The following is a 26,172-nucleotide window of genomic DNA, read 5'->3' as shown; positions in this document are numbered from 1 at the left end:
TTAATTTAAAAATTCAAAGATTTAAAAATTCAAAGATTGTGGTGGGATCTACAATCTGATTTTTTTTATTGCTTTTGAATCTTGTTTTTATTTTCCAATTAATTCTTCGATGAATTGGGTATCGATAGATGTAAAATCTTTGAAGATGTATTTTGCTTCGTGTAATATGGATTCTGCTCCTATTGCTACACTTGTCATTTTTCCAATATTAGCCGCTTGAATCCCTGCTACTGAATCTTCAAAAACAATTGCGTTTTCAGGTTCAATATGCAATAGTTTTGCAGCCATCAGGAAAACTTCCGGATCTGGTTTTGCATTGGTCACATCATTTCCATCGACAATAATATCAAAGTAGGATAATAATCCTGTTTTTTCCAGAATGGGTCTGGCGTTTTTACTGGCAGATCCTAAAGCGATAGGTTGATTTTTTTCTTTTAAAAATTTTAAAACAGAAAAAACTCCTGGAAGAATTTCACTTTCATCCATACCAACTAAGTAGGACAAATACTCTTCATTTTTTTGGACTAACCACTTGTCTTTATCTTCTTGTGAGGCAATTACTTTTCCTAATTCTAATATAATATCCAAAGAACGCACGCGGCTGACTCCTTTTAATAACTCATTATGTTCGAGTGTGAATTCGATGTTTAGCTCCTGTGCGATTTTTTGCCAAGCTAAATAATGGTATTTAGCGGTGTCAACAATCACCCCGTCCAGATCGAATATAAATGCTTTTTTAGTCATTGATTATTGTTTTATTACGTCATCGACATCTTGTACTTTTACTACTAAAATAGCCGCAATCAAGAAGCTGACGCCACTAGTGACTAAAGCAAATATGGCATTGTCATTGTATACATATTTTACTAATGGACCACCAATTAAGGCATTGATAATTTGCGGAATTACGATAAAGAAGTTGAAAATACCCATGTACACTCCCATTTTCATCGGAGAGATAGATCCGGCTAATATGGCATACGGCATAGAAAGAATACTCGCCCAAGCAATACCCACACCTACCATAGATAGAATGAGCCAGTTTTCATTGGGAACAAAATAGATCGAGATTAATCCAAGACCACCCACGATAAGTGAGATGGAATGCGTCAATTTTCTCCCGAATTTTTTTGCGATATATGGTAAGGCAAATGCATAGAAAGCGGAAACCAAATTATAAATTCCGAAGAGCACGCCAACCCAGTCCCCTGCATTTTGATAGGCTTCACTTTTACTGTCACTAATAGGTAAGCCATAAATATGATGGGCTATAGCAGGAGTAGTAAAAACCCACATTCCGAAAAGTCCAAACCAAGAGAAAAATTGTACCCAACTCAGTTGTCGCATGGTAGTAGGCATTTTTCTAAAATCATCAAAAATGTCTAATAAGCTGGACCCTTTTAAATTTGCATCGGCAACCTTAGTTTTTTGATGCGCCATTTCGTCCTCAAACTGTGCTAACTCTTGTGGAGAATACTCTTTGGTAGTAAAAATGGAAACCAGTATAGAACCTACAAGAATGATTGCTCCAATAATGAAAGATAAAATTAAATGCATTGGAACTCCGCCCTCTTCATTTCTATTGGAAATCCCAAACCAATTCGTTAAAACATAAGGCAGCCAAGAGCCAATAACGGCACCAAAACCAATTAACGCAGTTTGTACACTAAATCCAAGGGTTCTCTGGTCGGTTCTTAAATTGTCGCCAACGAGTGCTCTGAATGGTTCCATAGCAATATTGAAAGAAGCGTCCATAATCATTAACATTCCCGCACCAACCCACAAGGCTGGTAAAAGTGCAATGAAAATTTCGGCTTGCGGCATTAGGATTAAACCAATTGAGGCTAATAAAGCACCTACTAAAAAGAAAGGTTTTCTTCTTCCAAATTTCCCCCAAGTTTTATCACTGTAATGACCTATGATTGGCTGGACAATGAGTCCCATTAAAGGGGCTATGATCCAAAACCAAGACAGCTCATGTACATCTGCGCCAAAAATCTGAAGAATTCTGCTGGCATTAGCATTTTGAAGGGCAAAACCCATCTGGATTCCTAAGAAACCGAAACTCATGTTCCAAATTTCCCAGAAACTTAATCTACGCTTTTCCATTATCGTAATTTAAAAATTAATACGATAAGCGCTATGCTTATCAAAACTTATCTTAATTTTCGAAGTAAAAGTTAAAGCTTTGAAGGGTAAATATAAAAATATATTTTAATCTTTTGTTTCTCTAAAACAATTATTAGAAAACTTTATTCACTACAAGGTTGTAGTAGTGAATAAAATAGTTAATTGGTTGACTCTCTTTCTATCAAATGCGTTTCTATTACTTCGGTTTTATAATTTTCGTCTTCGTCATCTTCGTCAGATTCGAGTCGTTCAATTAGCATTTTTGCGGCTTTAATTCCCATTTTCATTCCATTCTGACTTACGGTAGTAATAGTAGGTGTCGAATATTTAGAGATGATGCCATCGGTAAACGCAATAACGGCTAAGTCATTCGGGACATTCAGTCCTATTTTATTAGCTGTTTTAATTATGGTAACGGCAAAAAGTTCATTTACAGCAAAAACGGCGTCAATGGCTTTATCTTCTAATAGTTTTCCAATGGTAATTTCGCACGTATCAACATCTTCAATTTTGATAATAAGATTTTCATTGAAGGGGATGTCATTATCCATTAATGCTTTGATATAGCCGTCTGTGCGAAGTTTGCCCACGCTCACATAATCAACTGTGGTCACTAATGCGATTTTTTTTCTTCCTTTATCAATCAAGCTCTGAACCGCTTCGTAAGCTGCAGACTGATCGTCTATAATTACTTTGTCGCAAAGAATATCATTGGTAACACGATCAAACATCACAACTGGCATTCCTTGATTGATCACCTCTGTAATATGATGAAAATCGCCTTTGAATTGGGTTTCTTTAGAGAGCGACATGATGAAGCCGTCAATACTGCCATTAGCCAGCATTTCCATATTCAAGACTTCTTTGTCAAAAGAATCATCCGAAAGACAAATGATTACGCTATATCCGTTTTCATTGGCCAGGTGTTCGATTCCATTGATGACCGTGGAGAAAAAGTGATGTACAATTTCCGGAATGATGATTCCTATGGTTTTGGTTTTTCGATTTTTTAGGCTCAGCGCAATGTTATTGGGTTTGTAATTGTAAAATTTGGCGAAAGCCTGTACTTTTAGTCTGGTTTCTTCACCTATTTCTAGGCTATTTCTCAACGATTTTGAAACGGTTGAAATGGATACATCTAATTCTTTTGCAATTTGTTTAAGCGTTATTTTCCTTTTCATGTAAAGATGTGGTAAAAAAATTATTTCTTAATAAAGATAAAATTAAATTTTATAAATGATAATTAAAGGGGCTAAAAATTAAATAAAACAGAAAGTTTTCAACACTATTACGTTTTCGTAACCAAATAAAAAAGTACTAGTGTCGCGGGTGGTAAAATTTATATAATTTTATCGTTCGAAGTAATGGTTACAGTTGAAAATTCAACAAAAACTTAAATTAATTTAAACAAAAAGCATGAAAACAATTTATAAAAAGTTGTTAATTTTATTACTGCTCCTCCCTTTTAGTATTCTGGCTCAGAATAGTGTTGGCGGAACTGTTCTTGATAAAGCATCAGGACAACCAATTCCGGGGGTAAATGTAAATGTACAAGGTGCCGCTAATGGTGTTTCTACTGATTTTGACGGTAAATATCAGTTATCTAATGTTAAGAATGGGGATAAAATCGTATTTTCTTATATAGGATATAAAAATACTGTCGTGGACTATGTTGCTCAACAATTATTAGATGTTTCTTTGGAAGAAGATGCAAATCAATTGCAAGAAGTCGTAATCCAAGTGGGTTACGGTGCCGTTAAGAAGAAAGATGCGACTGGAGCGGTAACGGTTATATCTACAAAAGATTTTAATCAAGGTTTGACGGTAACACCTGAAAGTTTAATTAACGGTCGTATTGCGGGTGTTAATGTAACAGGCGGCGGTGCTCCGGGTGCTAAAGCAGATATCCGAATTAGAGGTGGATCTTCACTAAGTGCTTCTAACGACCCATTAATTGTTATAGATGGTCTTCCATTAAGTAATGCAACTCCAAATGGCGCTACCAGTGTTCTATCTACAATTAATCCTAATGATATTGAGTCGTTTACGGTTCTTAAAGATGCATCTGCTGCTGCTATTTATGGTTCCAGAGCGGCAAATGGTGTAATTGTTATTACCACTAAAAAAGGATCCAGAGGTGGTGTTAAAGTTTCTTTTAATTCCCAAGTTGGGGTGAATACCATTGATAGAAAAATAGATGCCTTAAGTGCAGATCAATTTCGTGCATTAGTTAATGAAAAAGGAACTGATGCTCAAAAAGCGAAATTAGGAACTGCTAATACTAATTGGCAAGACCAAATTTTCAGTACTGTTTTAACTACAAATAACAATATATCCGCTAGTGGTTCTTTATTTAATAAGTTGCCAGTGAGACTTTCGGTAGGGAATACCAATACTCCAGGAATACTAAATAATACTAGTTTTGAAAGATCAACTGTTTCCTTGTCTTTAAATCCTGTTTTGTTTGATAAACATTTAAAAATTGATGTAAGTGGGAACCTGTCTTTTGGTAAAAACAGATTCCAAGATGAAGGAAGGGTTATCGGTAGCGCAATAGGTTTTGATCCGACACAATCAGTTTATCAAGGAGGTTCTCGTTATGGAGGATATTTTGAATGGCTGGAATCTAATGGGAATGTCAATTTATTAGCCGCTAAAAATCCAGTTGCTTTATTGAATCAAAATGAAAACAGATCAACTTCAACAAGAAAATGGGGTAATGTGAGTTTAGATTACAAATTGCATTTCTTTGAAGATTTGAGAGCTGTAGTTGAATTAGGGATTGATCGATTTGACAGCAGCGGTTTTACGGAGGTGAGTACAGGAAGTATTACAGGGTTTCAACCGAATAGTTTTAGTACAGGAAACTGGTCAAATCTTGGGGATTATAAAAATTATACCGATGCTCGTCAAAATAAAAACTTAAATGCTTATTTTAATTATGTTAAAGAGGTTGGGAAGTTTAAAGTGGATGCAACAGCGGGTTATAATTACCAATTGTTTCAAAGAGAAGGATATGTAAGTGGAGATACCAGAAGACCCACTCCTTTAGAAGATGTGGAAACGGATGCAGATATCAATTTACAATCGTATTTTGGAAGATTAACTGTAAATTTTGACAGCAAGTATTTGTTGACTATTAATCACAGACGAGATGGATCTTCCCGTTTTTCTAAACAAAATAGATGGGCTGATTTCTCAGGAGCTGCCTTTGCTTGGAATATTTCAGAGGAATCCTTTTTGAAAGATAACACTACTTTATCGAACCTGAAATTGAGAGTGGGTTATGGTCAAACAGGACAACAAGATATTAGTGCTTCCTATGATTATTTACGAAGAGTAACATTGGGTACTATTAATTCTCAGTATATTTTTGGAAACACAATATATCCAGTTGCCAGAACCGAGGGGTATAATGAAAATGTGAAATGGGAGGAAATAACAGAAACCAATATTGGTATAGATTACGGTTTGTTTGACAATAGAATTACAGGTTCTGTGAACTATTTTGATAAAAAATCAAATGATCTTCTTGCCTTTATCGCTTATCCTGATGGAGCCAACTTAAGAAATGCGGGTTTTGCAAACATTGGAAGTGTAGTAACCAAAGGAGTTGAATTTAGTATCGAGTCGGATATTATTAAAACGGAAAATTTAAATTGGAATTTGGCCTTTAACTCCACTTACATCGACCAGAAAGTTTCTGATTTAGGAATAACAGTTCCAGGATTTGAAGGATACCTTACTGGGGATAATATTATAGGAGGTTCAGGAAACAAAGTTTTAATAAACTCTGTGGGATTTGCTCCAAATTCATTTTACGTTTACGAGCAGTTATACGATGCCAACAAAAGACCTATTCAAGGAGCTTATGTAGACAGAAACAGTGATGGAACTATTGATAATGCAGACCGTTACCGATTTAACAAACCAGCAGCCGATTACTCTTTTGGATTATTCAGTACATTTAACTACAAGAACCTTGATTTTGTAATGAACTGGAGAGCTAGTTTAGGAAATTATATTTTTGATAATGTAAGTTCTTCAAAAGGCTATTTAGACGAAGCTTTACGAAGAGACACGGATTTGTCAAATATCACTACAGATTACTATAATACGGGCTTTACATTTGAAGACAACGGAACACAACGGTATAATTCTGATTATTTTGTAAAAGATGCTTCTTTCATTAAGTTAGATAATGTTACTGTCGGGTATACACTGGATAAAACACTTTTAAAATCAGTGACACTGCGATTTTCCGCAGGAGTTCAAAATGTTTTAACTTTTACTAAATATGACGGTTTAGATCCTGAAAAATTCAACGGGATTGATGGAAATATTTATCCAAGAGCCAGAACTTATTTGTTTGGAGTAAATGCAAATTTCTAAGTCGTATCAATACATTGAAAACAAAATTTAAAAATTAAACAAAATGAAAAGATCATTTAAATATATATCTTATTTTCTCCTATTAATTGTAGGGTTAAATATGACTCTTATCTCCTGTTCGCAAGACTTGGAGGTAACTCCCAAAGACGATGATGAGTTTTTGTCTGAAACATTTTTTTCAGATCCGGCTTCCTACAAACAAGTATTAGCTAAATTGTATTCCGGCTTATATGTGGGCGGGAACGATGGAGATGGAAAGGCTGATATTTCCGGTATTGGTGGTGATTTTAGCAGCTACTTAAGATTGCTGTTTGTAATGCAGGAAGTGACTACTGACGAAGCGATTATTGCTTGGGCTGATGGAGCACTGCCAACGATGAATACTCAAGTATGGTCTTCTAATAATGAGTTTTTGTACGGAATTTATTCAAGAGCTTTTTATGAAATTAGTATTGCTAATGAGTTTTTAAGACAAACTACTGAGGAGAAATTAGTCGCAAGAGGTGTTGATGCTGCTCTAAAGACAGAAATTGTTACTTACAGAGCGGAAGCCCGATTTTTAAGAGCTTTTTTTTATACGCAATTGATGGACTTGTTTGGGAATGTGCCTATCACTACCGAAAATGACGCAGTAGGTTTCTATTATCCAGAACAAAAAACCAGAGCAGAAGTTTTTGCTTATATCGAAAGTGAATTGAAAGATATAGATGCTAATTTAGCAGCTTCTAGATCAAATGAATATGGAAGGATTGATAAAACGGCCGCTAAATTTTTATTAGCCCAAATTTATTTAAATTCAGAAGTTTACACAGGAACTCAAAAATATACTGAATCTGCTGCCTTGAGTAATGATATTATTACCTCTTCAGGGTATTCATTCGCGGAGGTTCCATACCGATTTTTGTTTGCTGCGGATAATAATAGAAATGGTGCTCAAACCGAAACTATTTTCCCAGTAGTTTCAGATGGAAATGCGATCAGAGCTATTGGTGGTGGGATGAGTTTTATTATTCACGCTTCTATTGGTGGTAGCATGGATGCAGCCGCACAAGGTATGGATGGTGGATGGGCTGGACTCAGAGCCCGAAGAGAATTTGTTCAAACCTTTCCTGATGCAACAGCAACAAGAGATGTCAGAGGCACTTTTTATACCGATGGTCAAACTTTAGACATCGCTAATGTTGGAACCTTTACTAACGGTTATGCAGTTACTAAATTTACAAATGTGAATTCGAATGGATCTGTGGCACAAAGAAATGATGTGCCTGACACTGATTTTCCTATGTTCAGATTGTCTGATGTATACCTGATGTATGCAGAAGCAACTCTTAGAGGAGCTACAGGTGGAAATGCAACGACAGCTTTAGGTTATGTAAATAAAATAAGAGCAAGAGCGAAAGCGACACCAATTGTTGCAGCGAATTTAAACCTTAACTTTATATTGGAAGAAAGAGGTAGAGAGTTGTTTTGGGAATGTCACCGAAGAACAGATTTAATTCGTTTTGGTAAATTCACAGGTGGGGATAAAATTTGGCAATGGAAAGGTGGTGTTCAAAATGGAACGGCTACTTCTTCTTTCCGTAACTTAATGCCGATTCCTGCAACTGCAATTCAAGCAAATCCTACATTAAAACAAAATACTGGATACTAAATTATAAAAATCATATAAATGAAAAATTTAAATAAAATCCTAATTGCGTTTATAGCGATAGTAGTTGCTTCATGTACTGCTGACGCTGTTGATAATAGACCGGTAATTGAGTCGATTAGTACTCCTGAGGTAATCACTCCCGAGAATAACAGGGCGTTTGTTTTAACAGAAGCCAATGCTGAAAATGTTACCGATAGATTTACATGGACTGAAGCAAAGTATTCAAATGACGTTGTTGTTCAATATACTTTGATGATTGATAAAAAAGGTGGAGACTTTACGAAAGCTAAGGTTGTTGCTACAACAAGTGATATAAATCAACTTACCGTTTTGGTAAAAAATTTAAACCAAGTTGCTATCGATTTGGGTGCTGTACCGGGAGAAGCGACGGTTTTTGATATTAAAGTCAAATCCAGCGTTTCAGGATCAGTTGTCATGGTCTCTAAAACACCTGTTACAATAAGTATCAATACTTATTCCGGTTTACTTGCTTACGATTTTACAGATTGGTATTTAATTGGAGATGCTGTTGAAGGTAAATGGGAAAATAATGCAACAACAAAACATCAACCCTTGTTTAGAAGCGGAACAAATCCTAATTTATATCAATTTACGGGATTATTTAAAGCTGGTGCTTTCAAATTGATTTCTACACCTGGAAAATGGGCTCCGTTGTATGGTAAAGGAGATAATGGAGTTATCGTGGCTAGACCTTCAGAAGCTGATCCAGATCCTGCATCATTTGAAATTGTAACTGAAGGATATTATACTTTCACAATGAATACTGAAACATTAAAATATACCTTAGTGGCGTATAATGCAACAGCTGCTAAAACTTTCACCACAGTAGGTATTATTGGAGACAGCACACCATTAAAATGGGATGCTTCAACCGCATTGACTCAATCTACATTTAATTCACATGTTTGGTCATTGGATTTGTTACCATTAAATGATGGTAAAGCTAAATTTAGAGCAAATAATGCATGGGATGTAAGTTGGGGTGGTGATACTGCTTTTTCTGGATTTCCAAATAATGGAGCAAGCGGAGGTGATTTACCAGTTGCTAAATCTAAATATAGAATCTATTTTAATGATTTAGATGGAAGCTATTTAATGATTCCTAATCAAGAATAATTTATTTATGATAATAGTAAAGGGCTGTCTACGTGACAGCCCTTTTTTTTAGTTTTTAATTTAATTAATGTTAAACTATGAAAAAAACTATACTTTTATTACTGATTTTCTGGTCATTAGTCTCGTCGGCTCAGCAACAAACAGTAACTAGCACAATAAGTCCTAACCCCTTTGAGGAAACTACATCTGTTACGATAACTATTGCTGGAAGCAGTGTAAGTGAAGCAAGTTGGGGAGTTACAGGGAACGCATTATACATGTGGACTTGGTCTTTTGATATCAATGATGCCAACAGTGTTGACTGTCCTACTAATGGCACATGGACTTCGTCTAACGAGGCAAACAGGTTTATATATAATGTAGCTTCAGATACGTATACTAAAACATTGACTCCAAATGTCTTTTATAATAGAACCGGAATTGGCAGAATAGGATTTCTTGTCAAAGCAAAGGATGGAACAGGTGATAAAAAATCCCAAGACAACTTTGTCGAAGTTGGTGCATATCAAGTTAATCTAACAACTCCAGCTGAAAATAGTTCGACAATTATAGCTTCAGGCAGCAGTTTAAGTATTGCTGCTACTAATACGGGTGGAAATGCCAGTTATGTGCTGAAAGCAAATGGGAACACAATAAATACAAATGCAGCGACTTCCAGTTATGCGTATAATCACACCAATGTAACAGGAAATCAAAATTACGAACTGCAGGTCACTCAAGGAACAACTGTAATCACTAAAAAGTTCAGTGTTATAGTCAATCCAAATGTGGTTAGTGAGACTATGCCGACAGGTTTAGTAGACGGAATCAATTATACTACTGCCGATGCTACAAAAGCAACTTTAGTCTTGGATGCGCCTTTCAAAGATTTTGTTTACGTAGCGGGAAGTTTCAACAATTGGCAACCTACCAGTGCTTTTGCCATGAAAAAAGATCCTGTATCGGGCAAATTTTGGTTAGAATTAACCGGATTGGGTTCTGGTACAAATTACATGTATCAATATTGGGTAGTTGATGCAACGCCTATCGCAGGGACGCCTTCTTTAGTAAAAACTGCTGATCCGTATTCGACACTTGTTTTGTCTCCTTATGATGATCCTTATATTCCAGCTTCTACTTATCCAAATCTACCGGTTTATCCAGCAGGTCAGGAACGCGAAGTAACGGTATTACAAACGGGTAAAACACCTTATGCTTGGAGTAGTGCCACCACTAACTTTGTTAAACCCGCTAAAGAAAAACTAGTAGTTTATGAATTGTTGGTTCGCGATTTTGATGCGAATAGAAGCTATCAAAATTTGATTGACAAAATCGATTATTTCAAAAATTTGAAAATAAACGCAATTGAATTAATGCCTGTAATGGAATTTGAAGGCAATGAAAGTTGGGGTTATAATACCTCTTTCCATATGGCTTTGGATAAATTCTATGGGACTTCAGATAAGTTAAAGGAGTTTGTAGATTTATGCCATCAAAACGGAATTGCCGTTATTCTTGACGTGGCATTAAATCATGCTTTTGGAAGAAATCCAATGGTTCGTATGTGGATGAATGATGCTGACGGCGATGGATGGGGTTCTCCTTCAACGGAGAATCCATATTTTAATACAACGGCAATGCATAGTTATAGTGTAGGCGAGGATTTTAATCATCAACAAGCCAGAACACAGAATTATGTGCAGCGTGTCATTAAACAATGGGTAGAAGAATATAAAATTGATGGATTACGTTGGGATTTAACCAAAGGTTTTACTCAAAATTGTCCCTCTAATGTTGCCGGTGGTCAGGAGGCTTGTACCGGGGTTAAACAACAAGATCGTGTTGATGTTTTGAAAAAATATGCCGATTACTCTTGGAGTTTAGATCCAGCTCATTATGCTATTTTTGAACATTTAGGGAATGATGATGAAGAACAGCTTTGGGCTAATTACAGACTCAATGAACCACAAAGCAAAGGAATCATGATGTGGGGAATAATGACCAGTCAATACAATGAATTGTCCATGGGTTACACTGCAAATATTTCTCGCATGAATAGTTCTAGCAGAGGTTTTGTCGCTCACAGGCTGCTCGGTTATGCCGAAAGTCATGATGAAGAACGACTGATGTATAAAAATTTGCAATTTGGGAATACTACTAATCCTGCGCATAACGTAAAAACATTAAATGTGGCCTTGTCAAGAATGTCTGCCTTAGGGGCTGTTTCATTATTGGTTCCAGGACCAAAGATGATTTGGCATTTTGGCGAATTAGGTTGGGAAAATTCTATTTTTGCCTGTAATAATGGAACAGTAAACACTTCGTCAGATGGAATTTCGGGAGATTGTAAGTTAGATACTAAACAACAACCACAATGGGTCAATAATTGGCTTGGAGATACCAATCGAAATAAAATCTACAACGATTGGGCCAAAATGATTACGATGAAATCTGCAGAACCAGTTTTTTCAGGAACTGCAATTATCTCCAATTCAAGTTCATTATATCCAAATATCCAAATAACCAATAGTGCTTTGGCGTCAAGCCAACTCAAAGATGTTTTGATAATTGCCAATTTCAATGTAACTACTCAAAATGTAGCAACTGGTTTTCCATATACAGGGGTTTGGTATAATTTGATGGATAATACAACGATTACCGTTAATAATGTAAATGATCCAATAACAATTGCGGCAGGTGATTACCGAATCTACGGTAACAAAACAGCTTCTTTGGCTATAGCAGATTTCGAAAAGGCACCAACGATTGTTTTGTATCCAAATCCTGCATCTAATTATTTCACATTGAATGAAACGACGTCTAAAGTGCAGATTTTTTCTGTAACGGGACAATTGGTAAAAACTTTTGACGCAAATCAATCCGAAGGATATCAATTTACAGTTAGTGATTTGAACCAAGGACTTTATATCGTCAAAGCGTATAATGAGAATAATGCAGTTCAGGTATTGAAGTTCATTAAGGAATAATACGGTTTGTTTGTTTTAAATATTGAAAGGCTGTCTTTAACAAGACAGCCTTTTTTATATAAAAAAACTGCTTCGTACATGAAGCAGTTTTCAACAACAATTAAAACCAAAAATTAAATTTTACCGTCTTTTATTTCTTCCACAATTTCAGGATTCAATAATGTTGAGGTGTCGCCAAAATTAGAATAATCACCTTCTGCAATCTTACGCAAAATCCTGCGCATGATTTTTCCGGAACGGGTTTTAGGCAAACCGGAAACAAACTGAATTTTGTCAAGCTTGGCGATTGGTCCTATGTGATCAGAAATGTGTTGGTTAATTTCTTTACTTAGGTTTTCTCTATCGCGATATTCTCCTGTTTCTTTTAGAATTACAAAACCATACAACGCATTTCCCTTTATGTCATGTGGGAAACCAACAATAGCACTTTCGGCAACTGCAGGATGCTCATTGATGGCATCTTCAATAGGAGCAGTTCCCAGATTATGTCCGGAAACGATCACGACATCATCGACACGACCGGTAATTCTATAATATCCTACTTCATCACGCAACGCACCATCGCCAGTAAAATATTTACCTGGAAAGGTCGAGAAATACGTGTCTTTATACCGTTGATGGTCGCCCCAAATCGTTCTGGCGATTCCCGGCCACGGAAATTTAATACACAAACTTCCGGTAACTTGATTGCCTTCAATTTCGTTACGTTTTTCATCCATTAAAACAGGTTGTATTCCCGGCAAGGGTAACGAAGCGTAGGTTGGTTTTGTTGGGGTTACAAATGCGATTGGCGAAATCATAATTCCTCCGGTTTCTGTTTGCCACCACGTATCGACAACAGGGCATTTTTTATCTCCTACGTGGTTGTTATACCAGTGCCAAGCTTCCTCATTGATAGGTTCGCCCACAGATCCAATTACTTTCAAAGAGTCTAATTGGTAGCGTTGGACATATTCGATGTTTTCTTTTGCCAAAGCTCTAATGGCAGTCGGAGCAGTGTAAAACTGCGTAACTTTGTGCTTTTCGATGGTTTGCCAAAAACGACTGAAATCAGGATATGACGGAACACCTTCGAAAATTACCGTTGTGGCTCCGTTCAATAACGGTCCATACAGAATATAAGAATGTCCGGTAATCCAACCAATATCAGCAGTACACCAAAAAATATCATTGTCTTCATAATTAAATACGTTCTTAAACGTGTACGCTGTATACACCATGTAACCAGCCGTAGTATGTACCATTCCTTTTGGTTTTCCTGTTGAACCAGAAGTGTAAAGGATAAATAAAGGATCTTCAGCATCCATAATTTCGGCCGCATTATTATCTGAAGCCTGGTCTAAAAGAGGTTGCAGCCATTGGTCACGACCTTCTTTCATGTTAATCTCTGAATTGATTCTTTTGACCACTAAAACGTTTTCCACACAGGGACAATTCAATAAGGCTTCATCAACGATACCTTTTAAGTCGATGGTTTTGTTCCCACGATATCCACCATCTGAAGTGATGACCAACTTACACTCGCTGTCATTTATTCGTGCAGTTACTGCCGAAGCTGAAAATCCTGCAAAGACAACCGAGTGAATGGCTCCAATTCTGGCGCAGGCCAAAGTGGTGATGGCTAGTTCAGGAATCATTGGTAAGTAGATACAAACGCGATCCCCTTTTTGTATGCCTTGTTCTTTTAGTACGTTTGCCATTTTGCAAACACGCTCGTGCAGTTCATTGTAAGTAATGTGCAGCGCTTGTTCTGTTGGGTCATTTGGTTCAAAAATGATAGCTGTTTTATCCCCTTTTTTAGCAAGATGCCTGTCGATACAGTTCTTTACAATGTTTACTTTAGCATTGGTAAACCATTTTATTTCGGCTTCAGCCATGTTAAAATCAACTACTTTATCCCACTGCTGGTACCAAGTAAAATTTTCGGAAGCAATCTTATCCCAAAATTTTCTAGGCTCACGAACTGATTTTTTGTAATGTTTAAAGTACTCTTCTAAATTATTAATTTTATAGTAACTCATAATTATTGATAAATTTTATATGTTGTAAATTCCTATTTTATACTTTTTTAATGCGGTAATGATTTCTTCCACAATCGATTCGTCGTCAATGGTCGATGGAATTTGGAATGCCTCACCATCTGCAATGCTGCGCAGTAGTTTCCGGAGGGTTTTTCCCGAGCGCGTTTTTGGTAATCGCGGTACAATCACTACATTTCGTAAGGAAGTGACCGCTCCAATTTGCTGGCGAACCAGTTTAATGATTTCTTGTTCCAATTGATAATGTTCGATTTCATCTCCTGATTTGGTTACCACCAAAGCCAAAGGAATTTGGCCTTTTAACTCATCGTGAATTCCAATAACGGCGCATTCAGCAACAGATTGGTGGGAAGCAACAACTTCCTCCATTTCAGCTGTTGACAATCGATGTCCCGCTACATTTATGACATCATCCGTTCTTCCAGTGATGAAAATATAACCGTCTTCATCTTTGTAACCACCATCGCCAGACAAATAGTAACCATCAAATTTGCTGAAATAACCGGCTTTAAAACGGGCTTCGTTCTCCCATATGCCCAACATGTTTCCCGGAGGTAATGGTAGTTTTACGACAACTAAACCTTCTTCGTTTGCTTTTAATTCTTCACCGTTTTCATTAAAAATCCGAATATCATATCCACAAACTGCTTTCGTTGCTGAACCGGATTTCACCGGCATTTTTTCAATACCAAGAGAATTAGCAATCATTGGCCAGCCTGATTCTGTTTGCCACCAATGGTCAATTACAGGAATAGGAATGTGTTGTTGGTACCATTCTAAAGTGGCATTATCACAGCGCTCGCCCGCCAAAAATTGATTTTTTAAACAACTTAAATCATATTGTTTGATGAATGCTCCGTCAGGATCTTCTTTTTTGATAGCTCTGATGGCCGTGGGAGCCGTAAACATCGTACCTACTTTATGTTCTGCTATTATTCTCCAAAATGTACTGGCATCAGGAGTTTTTATCGGCTTGCCTTCAAAAATTATGGTAGTATTTCGGTTTAATAACGGTCCGTAAAGAATGTAGCTGTGACCAACTGCCCAACCCATGTCTGACGCTGCCCAAAACGTCTCATCTTCTTTTACATTGTAGATGTATTTCATCGAAAATTTCAATGCCACGGCGTAACCGCCAGTATCTCTTACAATTCCTTTTGGTTTTCCCGTTGTTCCGGAAGTGTACAAAATATACAACGGATGATTGGAATTCACAGGAACACAAGGCGTTTCTTCTGAACCATAAACCAACGCATCATAATCTACATCATATTTCTTAAACGGAATTCGGGCGCCCAATTTTCTGTTGAAAACGATTACTTTTTTCGGTCGGTGTAAAGCGAGTTCAATAGCTTCATCGACCAAAGGTTTGTACGCAATCAAACGATCCACTTCAATTCCCGAAGAAGCGGTAATAATCGCGCGAGGTTTGCAATCGTCAATTCTAATGGCTAATTCATGTGGTGCAAAACCTCCAAAAACAACAGAATGAATTACTCCGATTCTGGCACAAGCTAACATAGAAAATGCCGTTTGAGGAATCATTGGCATGTAAATTATGGCAGTATGTCCTTTTTTTAATCCAAGTGACAGCAAGCCTGCAGCTAATTTTGCCACTTCTGTCTTTACTTCTGAATAGGTATATTTTTTTACAGTTTGGGTTACTGGGGAATCATAAATAAAGGCAATTTGATCGCCATATCCGTCCTGAATATGCTTGTCTAATGCGAGATAGCAAATGTTCAATTCGCCATCTTTGTACCAAAGCGGATATCCATTTTCATCTGTCGACAAAATCGTTTCCGGTTTGCTAAACCACTCAATTTGATCGGCCTGCGCGGCCCAAAATGTTGCTGGTTGCTGAATGCTTCGAGTATAAATTTCTTCGTATTTCATGGTGTTGAATTTGTTTCTTATTGAATTAAATCCTGTACTTGTTCTACTAATTTTTTAATTGAAAAGGGCTTGACCACGTATAAATTAGCGCCCAATGAAAGTCCTTTTTCAATGTCTTTTTCTTTGTTTTTTGCCGACAGGAAAATGACTTTACAATGCCGCAATCGATCGTCTTTCTTTATTTGTTCCAATGTGGCAAAACCGTCAACCATAGGCATCATCACATCCAGAATAATCACATCAGGAAGTTGTACTTCTAAAATATCCAGAGCCTCCTGCCCATCGCGTGCTATAAAAACTTCAAAATTGTTCTTCTTGAAGGTATATTCCAGTGCCATCACTATGTTTGGTTCGTCATCTACAATTAAAATTTTCTTCATTTTTTAATTATTTTCTTTTGTATTATAATTGGGTAATGTAAAGATGAAAGTGGCGCCGTCAGTCACATTATTTTCACTCCAGATATTTCCTTTATGATGTTCTATAATTTGTTTGCAGATGGCCAGACCTAAGCCACTTCCTATTGGTTTTTTAATGTTCTGGTTTCTGGACTGATAGAATTTGTCAAAAATCGCTTCTGCTTCTTCTGCTTTGATTAGCTTACCGTTATTGTGAATTTTTACTTCTATAGCGGTTTCCTTTTCAAGTATTGAAAGGACTATTTTCCCATTTGTGTCTGCACAAAATTTTATAGCATTAGACAACAAATTATGAATCACCTGAATGATCCGCTCTTCATCATAAAAGGCTTTTATCACTTTGTTAGAATTATCGAATTCAACACTGATATTTTTGTTTTTTATTAATTGTTGTAGGGAATCTAATGTGTTTTTAATTGTTTTAGTAATGTTGTTTTTAGATAAATAAATCTTTTGTTTTCCAGTTTCAAATTTTTCTAAATCCAGAATTTTGTCGATCAAGCGATTCAAACGATCCGACTCAGATATAATGTTTTGCAAAAACTGTTTGCGCAATTCTTCCGGAATATCATTGTCATCGTGAAGAATTTCGCTTGCGGCACGAATGGCTGTAATCGGCGTTCTCAATTCATGGGTAACCGTATCTAGAAATTCATCTTTTTGAATGTCTTTGTTGACCAGTTCCTGATTGGCAATTTTAAGTTGTTCCGATATTTTTTTTAATTCATTCGAGGTGTCCGTCAACTTTTTGTTGATAATGATGTTTTCTTTGGATTCTTCCAAAATTCGCAACACTTCCGGCAAGCTGATTTTATCTTCTTGAACCACACTTGATATTAATATTTTGGCGGAAGCCGTACCAATATGTCCCGTTAATAAATTCTCGGCAAATTTTATAAATCGCGCATCGGCAGTGGTAATATTTTTATCGATGTTATATTTTAAATTGAAAATAGTTAAAGCTCGTTTTGTGCGGTCTTCACCCAAAAAACGCTGGAGTACTTTTTGAATATCAGAAATGTAAGCGGTTCCTTTCCAAACAAAAGCATTTTCATGGTTAGTGATGTACTTGTCAATATCCACAAACATTTCGGCATAATTTCGCTCGCGGTAATTGCCTTTGAAACTCACCGATACAGCGGAATAACTTAAGATGTTGATGAGCATGCTCCAAAAAACAGCATGAGGTATAGGTTCTAAATAATCCAATCCAAAAAGTTGGAAAGGTTTCAGTAATTCAATTCCCCAAGGTCCTTCCTGAATAAAAAGACTGGTCGATTTTGTGATTCCTATTGCGTACGGAATTAACAGCGTGTAAAAACACGTTAAAAACCCAAGGACAATTCCTGTGACAGCGCCGTTTTTAGAACCTCTTTTCCAGAATATGGCGCCAAAGAAGGAGGGTGCCAGTTGCGCTATAACGACAAATGAAACCAATCCGACGGAAACTAAAGAATACTCTAAAATAAAAATTCGATAGATCGCGTATGCCAAAATAATAAGAGAAAAAATTCCTAATTTTCTACTGTTTACAATACGTGTGCTGTTCTTTTTTGGCGAAGAATTTTCCAGTGAGCCAATGAAACCATACGGAATCAATAAGTTGTTGCTCAACATGGTGGCCAGAGCAATTGAAGATACGATTATCATCGAAATGGCTGCCGAAAATCCACCTAGAAATACTAAAACAGTCAGTATGTTGTTGTCAAAAAGCTGAGGAATCAGTAAAGAATACGTATCTGAATTATGGCCTTTGCCTTCAAACAAAATATTTCCGCCCCAAGCGATTGGAAACACAAAAATGTTGAAAAGCAATAAATACAGCGGAAAAAGCCAGATGGCGGTTCGAATATGACTTTCCTTATTGTTCTCGACGATCGCCGTATGGAATTGTCGGGGCAATAGAAAAATAGCAAACATGGACAAAATACACAAAAAGAACCAGTTGATTGCGTTTGAAAGTCCACCAATTGTATTTTTTTTGTCGAAATCTTTTAGGACGGATGCTTTTTGATAAATGTCGTCAAATCCATCAAACACAAAATAGGTAACATAAAGGCCTACGATTAAAAAGAAAACTAACTTTAAAATGGATTCCATGGCAACGGCAGTGACAATGCCGCGTCTTTTCTCGGAAGCATCTACATATTTTGTTCCGTAATAGGATGCAAATAATGCGAGCGCCATGCACACGTAGGTTGTAGTGTCCGTAAAAATATTGGAACTCGCCTGTGTTTTTGTAACAATATGAAAGGTGTCAGAAATTGATTTTAGCTGTAAAGAAATATAGGGTAGAATACCAACAATGCAAATCATAGTTACCAATGCTCCCAGAAATCTACTATTTCCGTATCGTAAAGAAATAAAATCTGCAATGCTGGAAATTTTATTTACTCTCGAAATTCGGATAATTCTCTTAAGAATAATCATCCAAGTGGGGATAATTAATATGGGACCTAAATAAATGGGTAAATAACTCAAACCGGATTCTGCAGCAACTCCAATACTTCCGTAATAGGTCCAGGCTGTACAATAGACCGCTAATGAAAAGGAATAGATGTAGGGATTATTTGTCCATTTAGAATGGCTTCTTTTTTCGGACCAATAGGCAATGTAAAAAAGAATCGACAAATAAAGCACTAATATTAACAAGAGTCCAATGCTATTCATAATATCTTTTTACTATTAAGTACGAGATGGCAATTGAAAACAACCATGCCGAGAAGATATAAATGTAGATGATTGGGAATCCAAAGAGTGGTTGCGAACTGTCAAATAACAGTAAGAGCGGTACGTTCAAAGCTAATAGCATTAGCATTGAAAGGATAACCAACTTTTGTTCATGTCTCTTTTTCATAAGAAAATGCAGTTTGCTTTGCAGCTGAATGTGCTTTGATTTTTTTAAGATTCTGTATTCGAATCTGTATTTTTTATTTAAAAAATAAACAATCTCTGCAAATACATGCAGAGATTGTTTTTAAGTAATGCATTTAATTAATCGTTTTTTTCATCGTAATCACCCATCAAGGCATAATACCCAAAGGTTCCTAATCCTAAAACAATTAATGGGGTTAGTATGAATAAGATGATAATTCCGAATACTAAATCCTCTTGTTTGCCTGAAATAAATTTTGGCAATCCAAAAGTAAAGATGCAAAAATAGGCTGCAGCAACTGCTAACGCTATCCAAACTAATCCTAAAAGTCTTTTTATTTGATTCATGTTGTGTTTTTTAAATGTGAGCGTTTTTGTCTTTGTTTTTAATGTAAACCATTCCAATCACAAAGCTGACAGCAGCTATAACAATTGGATACCAAAGTCCTTCAAGATAAAATTCCGGATTCCCGCCTTCTTTTGCATTTATAACAAAATAGGTTGAAATTGCAGGGAGCAGTCCTCCAAAAATTCCATTTCCTATGTGGTACGGCAACGACATGGACGTGTATCTAATTTTAACGGGGAACATTTCAACTAAGAAAGCTGCAATAGGACCATAAACCATAGTGACAAATAGCACTTGTACAAACACTAAAAATATTAAAGCCCAATTGTCACTGGAGTTAATTTTAATAGTTGTTTTGGTTTCTATTTTTGGTTTTCCGTCCACAACTTTAGCCGTGCCGTTTTCTAAAGATACCGTTTTTATTTCTACTAATGTTGTTCCATCTGCATACTCTTTGTTCGTGGTGTAAATAGAGTCCATGGTTTGCTTTTTGTTCTCTTTAAGCTCAGCGAGTAGCGTTGTTTTTTCTACCATTTCCGTTTTATTGGCTATCGATGTAGTTTCGTACATGCTTTTGTAAATCGGTCTGTATAATATGATGGCTAGCAACATCCCGCCCATCATGATGTATTTTCGGCCTAATTTATCACTTAACCAACCAAAAAGGATGAAAAATGGAGTACCAAGCATTAATGCGATTCCTAATAAAGTATCTACCTGAGAAGAATCAATAGACATTACCGTTTTCATGAAATTCATGGCATAAAATTGGCCGGTGTACCAAACGACCCCTTGTCCCATTGTTGCTCCAAATAAAGCCAACAATACAAACTTCAAGTTGTAACGATTTCCAAAACTCTCTTTCAATGGATTGGTACTGGTTTTTCCTTCTGCTTTTGCTTTAGCAAAAACAGGAGATTCATCCATATTTTTTCTAATTAAATACGAAACTCCAACCATAATGATCGATACCCAAAACGGAACTCTCCATCCCCATTCGTCAAATTGTTCAGGCGTAAGAATGTTTCTTGTAGCTAAAATTACCATCAAGGAGATGAATAATCCCACCGTTGCAGTAGTCTGAATCCAAGAAGTCCAATATCCTCTTTGTCCCACGGGAGCATGCTCAGCCACGTAGGTTGCGGCTCCACCGTATTCACCACCCAAAGCAAGACCTTGAAGCAAACGAAGAATTAATACTAATAAAGGCGCCATGAATCCAATGGTTTCATAACTCGGGATACATCCAATCAGGAAAGTTGCACCACCCATTAATAACAACGTAACCATGAAGGTGTATTTTCGGCCAATTAAATCGCCCAATCTTCCAAAGAAAAGTGCTCCAAAAGGGCGCACTACGAATCCGGCCGCAAATGTTGCCAATGTAGACAAAAACGCCGCGGTAGGATTGTCTGAAGGGAAAAATTTAGTTGAAATGACAACGGCTAAACTTCCAAAGATGTAAAAGTCATACCATTCAATCATTGTCCCCATTGAGGACGCGGAAATCACTTTCCAAATTCCTTTTGTTGATGTAGTGCTCATAAATTATTTTTTATGTTTAGGTTATAAATAGATTTGTAGTTGTACTACGAATTCTTCTTTTGATCCTGCGATAGTAGAGGGAGTCGTGTAAATTGGTCTTGCTGAATATTGTGCTGTGATTTTTGCGTGTTGTCCATCCAAGAAAAAGTTAGTTCCAAGATCAAATTGGGTACTGGACTTATCTAAAGCGTCAAAATTCTTATACGTAAAAGCTCCAAAGGGTTGTACACGAACTTTTGGTTTGTCTGCTTTACTAGGCAATAAAATTCCGGCTTGTGTGTACCAAATATTTCCTGATCCAATGGTAGGCTGCGCATTTCCAGGTCCAGCCAATGCTCTGCTTCCAGTGAAGTTTGGGTCAACGGAGCCAATATTCATAATGCCAACATTTCGTAAATAATTTGGTCCAAAATCATAATCATAAAAAACACTGTATCCTGTAAGCGCCATTTTGTTTTCTTTTTTTCCAACGGGTAAATCTAGAAAAACATCTGCTGCAAAAAGTTTGATATCGTGTTTACTAATGGTATTATTTACCGAAGATTTAGTGGCGTCAGGTGCCGTATAAAAACCAGCGCCAATATTAAACACTTTTTTAGTTCCAAGGTAACTGCCCACTTTATAAGGAAGCACGTTAGCTTCTTGCTCTAAGAATTGATATTCGAAATAACCAGCTTTGGACCATTTAGTATTGCCACTGTTGTCAACAGCTACAGCATTATCAGCTGAAGTTACATTGGTAGGTGTTAAGTTGGTCGCAAACGGTTTATTATAGCTGACCCGGTATTCTAGTTTACCATATTTACCTTTAGCAAATAAACCCATTTGTCGGGCAAATTGATCGGAGTTTTCAATCAGCGGCCAGTTAAAAATAGGGGCGTCAATGGTTAAAAAATTTAATGTTGAGGCCATTGTCGCTCTTGATAATCCCATATAGTAATGCAATCCGCCACCCAGCGTCAAACTGAATTTTTTGTCTTTTTCAGGTAAGACTAATGCGTATTCGTTCCAGGCATCATGGAAAAATATTCCTGGTTTTTTTCCGGCACCATACCCACCAGTTCCAGAAGATCCTGCGGCACCTCCATTTGTAAAAGTTTGATTGTTGATTCCAAAGTGGGTCACAATCATAAACCTTTTAGATAATTGGGAATACGCTAGAAAACGCAAACGCCTGTTCCCGATATCCGTTCCTGTGGAAGCCGATTCACCGCCAATCATTGTACCGGGGTTCATTTGACCGGAACGAAACCATATTTGGTTCCAAGCAATAAATCGCATGTATTTTGAACCATCTTCGTTCAAATTGAATTTCATTCCGCTACCGTAATCAACGGAGCCTTGTGAAAAACCTTTAAGCGACAATAGAAGAACTGCCGCTGTAAAAAAAATTTTTTTCATAAATAAAATTTTGGTTATGTAATGGTTGGTTAATAAAGTACCAAATTCTATTATTTAATTCTGAAAAAAAATTTAGATATATTTATGTGTAAATGTATATAGTTAGTCTTTGAATCGCTCCCATTTTATAAGCATAAATTTATCCCCAAGTTCAGTTATGATCATGCCTGCACCAGACAGTAATTCTTTGTTTTTTAAATATTCTACCAGTTCTAAGTGGCTAAAAATCCTATAGGTAGGATGGTAATTGGCGTGAGATGGTTTTTTGATGTTGAAGGTCTTTACCCAGTTGCTTACCGTGACGTGCGAAACCCCAATAATTCGCTCAATTTCTCGAAAACTCAAGCCTTCGAGGTATAGTTGTAATGCTTTGGTGACATAGTACTCATCGATCTTTTTGCCTATTTTGTTAACCGTAAAGAAATAGTTGCATTTTTTACATAAATACCTTTGTTTACTGTTGATTATACCACTTTTTATAATGTGGTTATTTTGACATCTCGGGCACATTAAAAGCTCCATATATATAAATTTTGCATAAATATAGTAATTTAGCAACTATATAAAAATGAATTGTACAAGTAATCTGTTTTTATTTTATGAAAGATGCATTTTTATTAAAAAAAACGTGTGTGTTTGATATATTTTATCCTTTTACACAAAAAATTTTATTTCGAATGGTACGTGTGTTTTGAAATTGTTTTGTTTGCTACGATTTTTAAAGTTGCCGCGGTTTTACCAATTTCAGACAACATTCAATTGATGACGCCTACAAATTATTTCGATTATTTAGCTTGTAATAATGTAACAGATATCGTTGCGGATAGAGGTCCTTTGTGTTAATATATACCGCTTTTTTTGATTCGGAAACCGAAAGGAAGTTGATAGTAAGTTGCTACATTCCATTTATTTCTACCGAAATACTTCGGGAATAGTTGATAAACATGGTACAAATTTTGATGTTTCTATTTATGAAGATAAAAACGGAATACATCCAGTTACTAGAAATGTATTCGAAAAAAAAAGAGTATCTGTTTTAAAAAGGGCAATTGATTGTAATAATTTTAAAATGATGCACCTCATTTTAATTGTAAAACAGCAGCTGATGCCGATTACGGATTCAAAAAAGAAATGTTTTTAAGATATACATTCAGTTTGTAAATTGAACGAATTGAACACCAAATTTATTCCAGTAGAAATGAAAAAGTCAAATACACCAAAATTAACAATCGTAGGGGCAGGTCCTGGGGATTTAGAGTTAATCACTATAAAAGCAATCAAAGTGCTGCAAAGTGCCAATGTTGTTTTGTATGACGCCCTTGTAAATGAGGAATTATTGCAGTATGCGACTCAGGCAGAAATCATTTTTGTAGGGAAACGTTTTGGTTGCCATGCGTACAGTCAAAATCAAATTAATGAATTGATTGTTTCGATGGCAAAACGTTTTGGTCATGTTGTTCGATTAAAAGGTGGCGATCCATTTGTTTTTGGAAGAGGAAGCGAAGAGATTGAATATGCTGAAAAATTTGATTTAGAAACTGCAATTGTTCCCGGAATTTCATCTGCATTAGGAGTGCCAGCGACGAATGGAATCAGTTTAACACAAAGAAAAGTTTCCGAAAGTTTCTGGGTGATAACCGGTACTACAGCGAATCATAAATTATCAACAGACGTGGCTTTGGCATCAAAATCGTCCGCAACGGTGGTTATTTTGATGGGTATGAATAAATTAGATGAAATTATTTCGATTTATCAAAACAATAGAACCGATGATTTGCCTGTTGCCATTATTCAAAACGGTACAAAAGACACCGAGAAAAAAGTGGTAGGAACGATTAATTCTATTGCTACATTAGTCAAAGAGCAACAAATCTCCTCTCCTGCAATTATTGTCATTGGAGAAGTAGTACGAAGTACTTTAAAATTAAGAGCTTATTTTCAAGAGGAAAGTGTAGAAGATGCGTTTGTTTTCCAAAATTTAGATATAGCGATATGATTCTGTAAAATATTTTGGTGCCATAGCCGACAAAATGGTTCTCTACATTAGGTTTTCACTGCTATCTGCCTACCGTGGCTAGGGATTTTGTGTAAAAAGACCGTGAATGTGGTTTTTCGTAATGTTTACAATCAAGAAGGAATTTTTTTTGAAGAAAAGTTACTTAGCTAAGCTGATTTATCAGATTTTTCGGTAATTAAACAGTATATTTGAAATAAGTAATGTCTGACGATTATCAATACTATCTATCCCATTTAAAGGGTGATAAGTATGAAATCCGAATGCTTATATACTAGTTGTACTCAATTATTTCGTACTTAACCTTAAATCAATGAAACCTGAAAATTTTCCAGATATAGTTTATAAATATAGATGTTGGACAAATGAATTTCACAAAAATATTCTGACCAAAGGTGAATTATATTTATCAGCACCAAAACATTTTAATGATCCATTTGATTTTGGAATTACTAAAAATTATACGTTATTAGATAGTCAAGAAAAGATTGATTGTTATGTTGATGAAGGAATAGAAAAACACAAATATTGGCTTCTAAAAGATGGTAGGAATTTAGAAAATGAAAGAGCGTTTCATCTGAGAAGATTGGAGAATCTTGAAAGATACCAACAGGAGCACGAAGCTATTGAATCTGACGCCAACAATAAACACTTTGGGATTTTATCTCTATCAGCAAGATGGGACTCTATTTTGATGTGGTCGCATTATGGTGATTTTCATAAAGGTTTTAATGTTGGGTACAATGAACAACATATGAGAGAATCTGGCTTGTTTGGTAAAGGAGGTCAAGTTGTTTACTCTGACGATTTTCCTCAAATAAATCCTTTTAGTGAACATACGATGGAAATCTCAGCAACACAAACTCATTATAAATCTAAAGAATGGGAGTATGAGCAAGAATATAGATTAACAAAACTTTTTTATCCCGAACCCGCAAGTGAAGCTAATAGGGTAATTAGTATTCCTTTTGAGTTTATAGATGAAGTAAATTTGGGAATCAATATTTCAGAAAATCACAAAAATGAGATCGTTGAATTAGTTAAAACTAAAAACATTAAAGTTTATCAAACAAAGAAAATTCCATTTCAGTTTGGATTATCTAGGTTTCAATTATAAGAGCGAACAACAACAGTTTTCCGAGATTGCGAAATATGTTCAAAAATAAATTTATCTTAATGAAAAATATGCGGTTACGAAGTTCACCGCTACTACACGAATCCTTTCGTGTGGTTTCTATGACGTATTATGAAAGTAATTCGTGATTTTTAGCCCTGATGGAAGCGGCATCCTCGTAGCGCAGCGAAGAGATACAGCATACAGCAGGAGGATTTGTTCTTGAAAACTGCAATCATTCTGCT

19 protein-coding genes are annotated in these 26,172 nt (G+C 36.2%); 7 read left to right on the top strand and 12 right to left on the bottom strand.

All coding sequences use genetic code 11. The features are described 5' to 3' along the window. Nucleotides 1-87: 87 nt before the first annotated feature. The 3 genes from pgmB to ACNQGJ_RS13450 all read right to left on the bottom strand — a co-directional run bounded on the left by pgmB (nt 88) and on the right by ACNQGJ_RS13450 (nt 3,311). Nucleotides 88-744, bottom strand: a complete 657-nt coding sequence (gene pgmB, locus ACNQGJ_RS13460) for a beta-phosphoglucomutase (RefSeq protein ID WP_417973411.1) — start codon at nt 742-744, stop codon at nt 88-90. 3 nt (nt 745-747) lie between these two features. After that, nucleotides 748-2,109 (bottom strand): MFS transporter, encoded by a 1,362-nt coding sequence (locus ACNQGJ_RS13455; protein WP_417973413.1) that lies wholly within the window; start codon nt 2,107-2,109, stop codon nt 748-750. Nucleotides 2,110-2,288: 179 nt separating this feature from the next. After that, a complete protein-coding gene (locus tag ACNQGJ_RS13450) occupies nt 2,289-3,311 on the bottom strand; it encodes a LacI family DNA-binding transcriptional regulator (protein ID WP_417973415.1) in 1,023 nt (340 codons plus the stop codon). Nucleotides 3,312-3,546: 235 nt separating this feature from the next. Between ACNQGJ_RS13450 and ACNQGJ_RS13445 the strand changes: the two genes are divergently transcribed. The 4 genes from ACNQGJ_RS13445 to ACNQGJ_RS13430 all read left to right on the top strand — a co-directional run bounded on the left by ACNQGJ_RS13445 (nt 3,547) and on the right by ACNQGJ_RS13430 (nt 12,276). Beyond that, nucleotides 3,547-6,522 (top strand): SusC/RagA family TonB-linked outer membrane protein, encoded by a 2,976-nt coding sequence (locus ACNQGJ_RS13445; protein ID WP_417973417.1) that lies wholly within the window; start codon nt 3,547-3,549, stop codon nt 6,520-6,522. Nucleotides 6,523-6,565: 43 nt separating this feature from the next. Continuing rightward, nucleotides 6,566-8,173: a RagB/SusD family nutrient uptake outer membrane protein gene (locus ACNQGJ_RS13440; RefSeq protein ID WP_417973420.1), complete on the top strand. Its 1,608-nt coding sequence runs from the start codon at nt 6,566-6,568 to the stop codon at nt 8,171-8,173. Nucleotides 8,174-8,191: 18 nt separating this feature from the next. After that, nucleotides 8,192-9,310, top strand: coding sequence for a SusE domain-containing protein (locus ACNQGJ_RS13435; protein WP_417973424.1), 1,119 nt, complete (start codon nt 8,192-8,194; stop codon nt 9,308-9,310). Nucleotides 9,311-9,387: 77 nt separating this feature from the next. Further along, the gene (locus ACNQGJ_RS13430; RefSeq protein WP_417973426.1) at nt 9,388-12,276 is read left to right on the top strand and encodes an alpha-amylase family glycosyl hydrolase; all 2,889 of its coding nucleotides are present in this window, start codon (nt 9,388-9,390) and stop codon (nt 12,274-12,276) included. Between the two features lie 113 nt (nt 12,277-12,389). Here ACNQGJ_RS13430 and acs read toward each other — a convergent pair whose 3' ends face one another. From acs to ACNQGJ_RS13385, 9 genes are all read right to left on the bottom strand, one after another. Next, a complete protein-coding gene (acs, locus tag ACNQGJ_RS13425; protein WP_417973428.1) occupies nt 12,390-14,297 on the bottom strand; it encodes an acetate--CoA ligase in 1,908 nt (635 codons plus the stop codon). Between the two features lie 15 nt (nt 14,298-14,312). Next, nucleotides 14,313-16,232, bottom strand: coding sequence for an acetate--CoA ligase (locus ACNQGJ_RS13420; protein WP_417973638.1), 1,920 nt, complete (start codon nt 16,230-16,232; stop codon nt 14,313-14,315). Further along, nucleotides 16,229-16,591, bottom strand: a complete 363-nt coding sequence (locus ACNQGJ_RS13415) for a response regulator transcription factor (protein WP_417973430.1) — start codon at nt 16,589-16,591, stop codon at nt 16,229-16,231. The genes ACNQGJ_RS13420 and ACNQGJ_RS13415 overlap by 4 nt, the downstream gene beginning before the upstream one ends. Before the next feature lie 3 nt (nt 16,592-16,594). After that, complete coding sequence (locus tag ACNQGJ_RS13410) at nt 16,595-19,300, bottom strand: ATP-binding protein (protein ID WP_417973432.1); 2,706 nt, start codon at nt 19,298-19,300, stop codon at nt 16,595-16,597. Further along, nucleotides 19,293-19,487 carry a hypothetical protein gene (locus tag ACNQGJ_RS13405; RefSeq protein WP_091204329.1) on the bottom strand — a complete coding sequence of 65 codons (195 nt, stop codon included), beginning with the start codon at nt 19,485-19,487 and terminating at the stop codon, nt 19,293-19,295. Before ACNQGJ_RS13405 ends, ACNQGJ_RS13410 begins: the two co-directional genes overlap by 8 nt. A gap of 137 nt (nt 19,488-19,624) precedes the next feature. Further along, complete coding sequence (locus tag ACNQGJ_RS13400) at nt 19,625-19,852, bottom strand: DUF6814 family protein (protein WP_417973434.1); 228 nt, start codon at nt 19,850-19,852, stop codon at nt 19,625-19,627. A 10-nt stretch (nt 19,853-19,862) separates the two neighbouring features. Beyond that, complete coding sequence (locus ACNQGJ_RS13395; RefSeq protein WP_417973436.1) at nt 19,863-21,398, bottom strand: MFS transporter; 1,536 nt, start codon at nt 21,396-21,398, stop codon at nt 19,863-19,865. 21 nt (nt 21,399-21,419) lie between these two features. After that, on the bottom strand, nt 21,420-22,799 hold the full coding sequence (locus tag ACNQGJ_RS13390) for a porin (RefSeq protein ID WP_417973438.1): 1,380 nt from the start codon (nt 22,797-22,799) through the stop codon (nt 21,420-21,422). Nucleotides 22,800-22,901: 102 nt separating this feature from the next. Then, nucleotides 22,902-23,309 carry an IS1/IS1595 family N-terminal zinc-binding domain-containing protein gene (locus tag ACNQGJ_RS13385; RefSeq protein WP_417980374.1) on the bottom strand — a complete coding sequence of 136 codons (408 nt, stop codon included), beginning with the start codon at nt 23,307-23,309 and terminating at the stop codon, nt 22,902-22,904. Nucleotides 23,310-23,435: 126 nt separating this feature from the next. Between ACNQGJ_RS13385 and ACNQGJ_RS13380 the strand changes: the two genes are divergently transcribed. The 3 genes from ACNQGJ_RS13380 to ACNQGJ_RS13370 all read left to right on the top strand — a co-directional run bounded on the left by ACNQGJ_RS13380 (nt 23,436) and on the right by ACNQGJ_RS13370 (nt 25,930). Then, on the top strand, nt 23,436-23,642 hold the full coding sequence (locus tag ACNQGJ_RS13380; RefSeq protein WP_417973442.1) for a hypothetical protein: 207 nt from the start codon (nt 23,436-23,438) through the stop codon (nt 23,640-23,642). Between the two features lie 355 nt (nt 23,643-23,997). Next, on the top strand, nt 23,998-24,795 hold the full coding sequence (cobA, locus tag ACNQGJ_RS13375; protein WP_417973640.1) for a uroporphyrinogen-III C-methyltransferase: 798 nt from the start codon (nt 23,998-24,000) through the stop codon (nt 24,793-24,795). 331 nt (nt 24,796-25,126) lie between these two features. Further along, a complete protein-coding gene (locus ACNQGJ_RS13370; RefSeq protein ID WP_417973444.1) occupies nt 25,127-25,930 on the top strand; it encodes a DUF2971 domain-containing protein in 804 nt (267 codons plus the stop codon). Nucleotides 25,931-26,172 lie beyond the last annotated feature (242 nt).

Origin of the sequence: Flavobacterium cryophilum (assembly GCF_048286555.1) — a bacterium.
Lineage (GTDB): Bacteria > Bacteroidota > Bacteroidia > Flavobacteriales > Flavobacteriaceae > Flavobacterium.
This window is presented reverse-complemented; position numbering and strand designations above follow the sequence as displayed.

Excerpts from the sequence above, each read along its gene's own strand:
- pgmB (WP_417973411.1), bottom strand. The coding sequence starts at position 744 with ATGACTAAAAAAGCATTTATATTCGATCTGGACGGGGTGATTGTTGAC.
- ACNQGJ_RS13455 (WP_417973413.1), bottom strand. The coding sequence starts at position 2,109 with ATGGAAAAGCGTAGATTAAGTTTCTGGGAAATTTGGAACATGAGTTTC.
- ACNQGJ_RS13450 (WP_417973415.1), bottom strand. The coding sequence starts at position 3,311 with ATGAAAAGGAAAATAACGCTTAAACAAATTGCAAAAGAATTAGATGTA.
- ACNQGJ_RS13445 (WP_417973417.1), top strand. The coding sequence starts at position 3,547 with ATGAAAACAATTTATAAAAAGTTGTTAATTTTATTACTGCTCCTCCCT.
- ACNQGJ_RS13440 (WP_417973420.1), top strand. The coding sequence starts at position 6,566 with ATGAAAAGATCATTTAAATATATATCTTATTTTCTCCTATTAATTGTA.
- ACNQGJ_RS13435 (WP_417973424.1), top strand. The coding sequence starts at position 8,192 with ATGAAAAATTTAAATAAAATCCTAATTGCGTTTATAGCGATAGTAGTT.
- ACNQGJ_RS13430 (WP_417973426.1), top strand. The coding sequence starts at position 9,388 with ATGAAAAAAACTATACTTTTATTACTGATTTTCTGGTCATTAGTCTCG.
- acs (WP_417973428.1), bottom strand. The coding sequence starts at position 14,297 with ATGAGTTACTATAAAATTAATAATTTAGAAGAGTACTTTAAACATTAC.
- ACNQGJ_RS13415 (WP_417973430.1), bottom strand. The coding sequence starts at position 16,591 with ATGAAGAAAATTTTAATTGTAGATGACGAACCAAACATAGTGATGGCA.
- ACNQGJ_RS13410 (WP_417973432.1), bottom strand. The coding sequence starts at position 19,300 with ATGAATAGCATTGGACTCTTGTTAATATTAGTGCTTTATTTGTCGATT.
- ACNQGJ_RS13405 (WP_091204329.1), bottom strand. The coding sequence starts at position 19,487 with ATGAAAAAGAGACATGAACAAAAGTTGGTTATCCTTTCAATGCTAATG.
- ACNQGJ_RS13400 (WP_417973434.1), bottom strand. The coding sequence starts at position 19,852 with ATGAATCAAATAAAAAGACTTTTAGGATTAGTTTGGATAGCGTTAGCA.
- ACNQGJ_RS13395 (WP_417973436.1), bottom strand. The coding sequence starts at position 21,398 with ATGAGCACTACATCAACAAAAGGAATTTGGAAAGTGATTTCCGCGTCC.
- ACNQGJ_RS13390 (WP_417973438.1), bottom strand. The coding sequence starts at position 22,799 with ATGAAAAAAATTTTTTTTACAGCGGCAGTTCTTCTATTGTCGCTTAAA.
- ACNQGJ_RS13385 (WP_417980374.1), bottom strand. The coding sequence starts at position 23,309 with ATGTGCCCGAGATGTCAAAATAACCACATTATAAAAAGTGGTATAATC.
- cobA (WP_417973640.1), top strand. The coding sequence starts at position 23,998 with ATGAAAAAGTCAAATACACCAAAATTAACAATCGTAGGGGCAGGTCCT.
- ACNQGJ_RS13370 (WP_417973444.1), top strand. The coding sequence starts at position 25,127 with ATGAAACCTGAAAATTTTCCAGATATAGTTTATAAATATAGATGTTGG.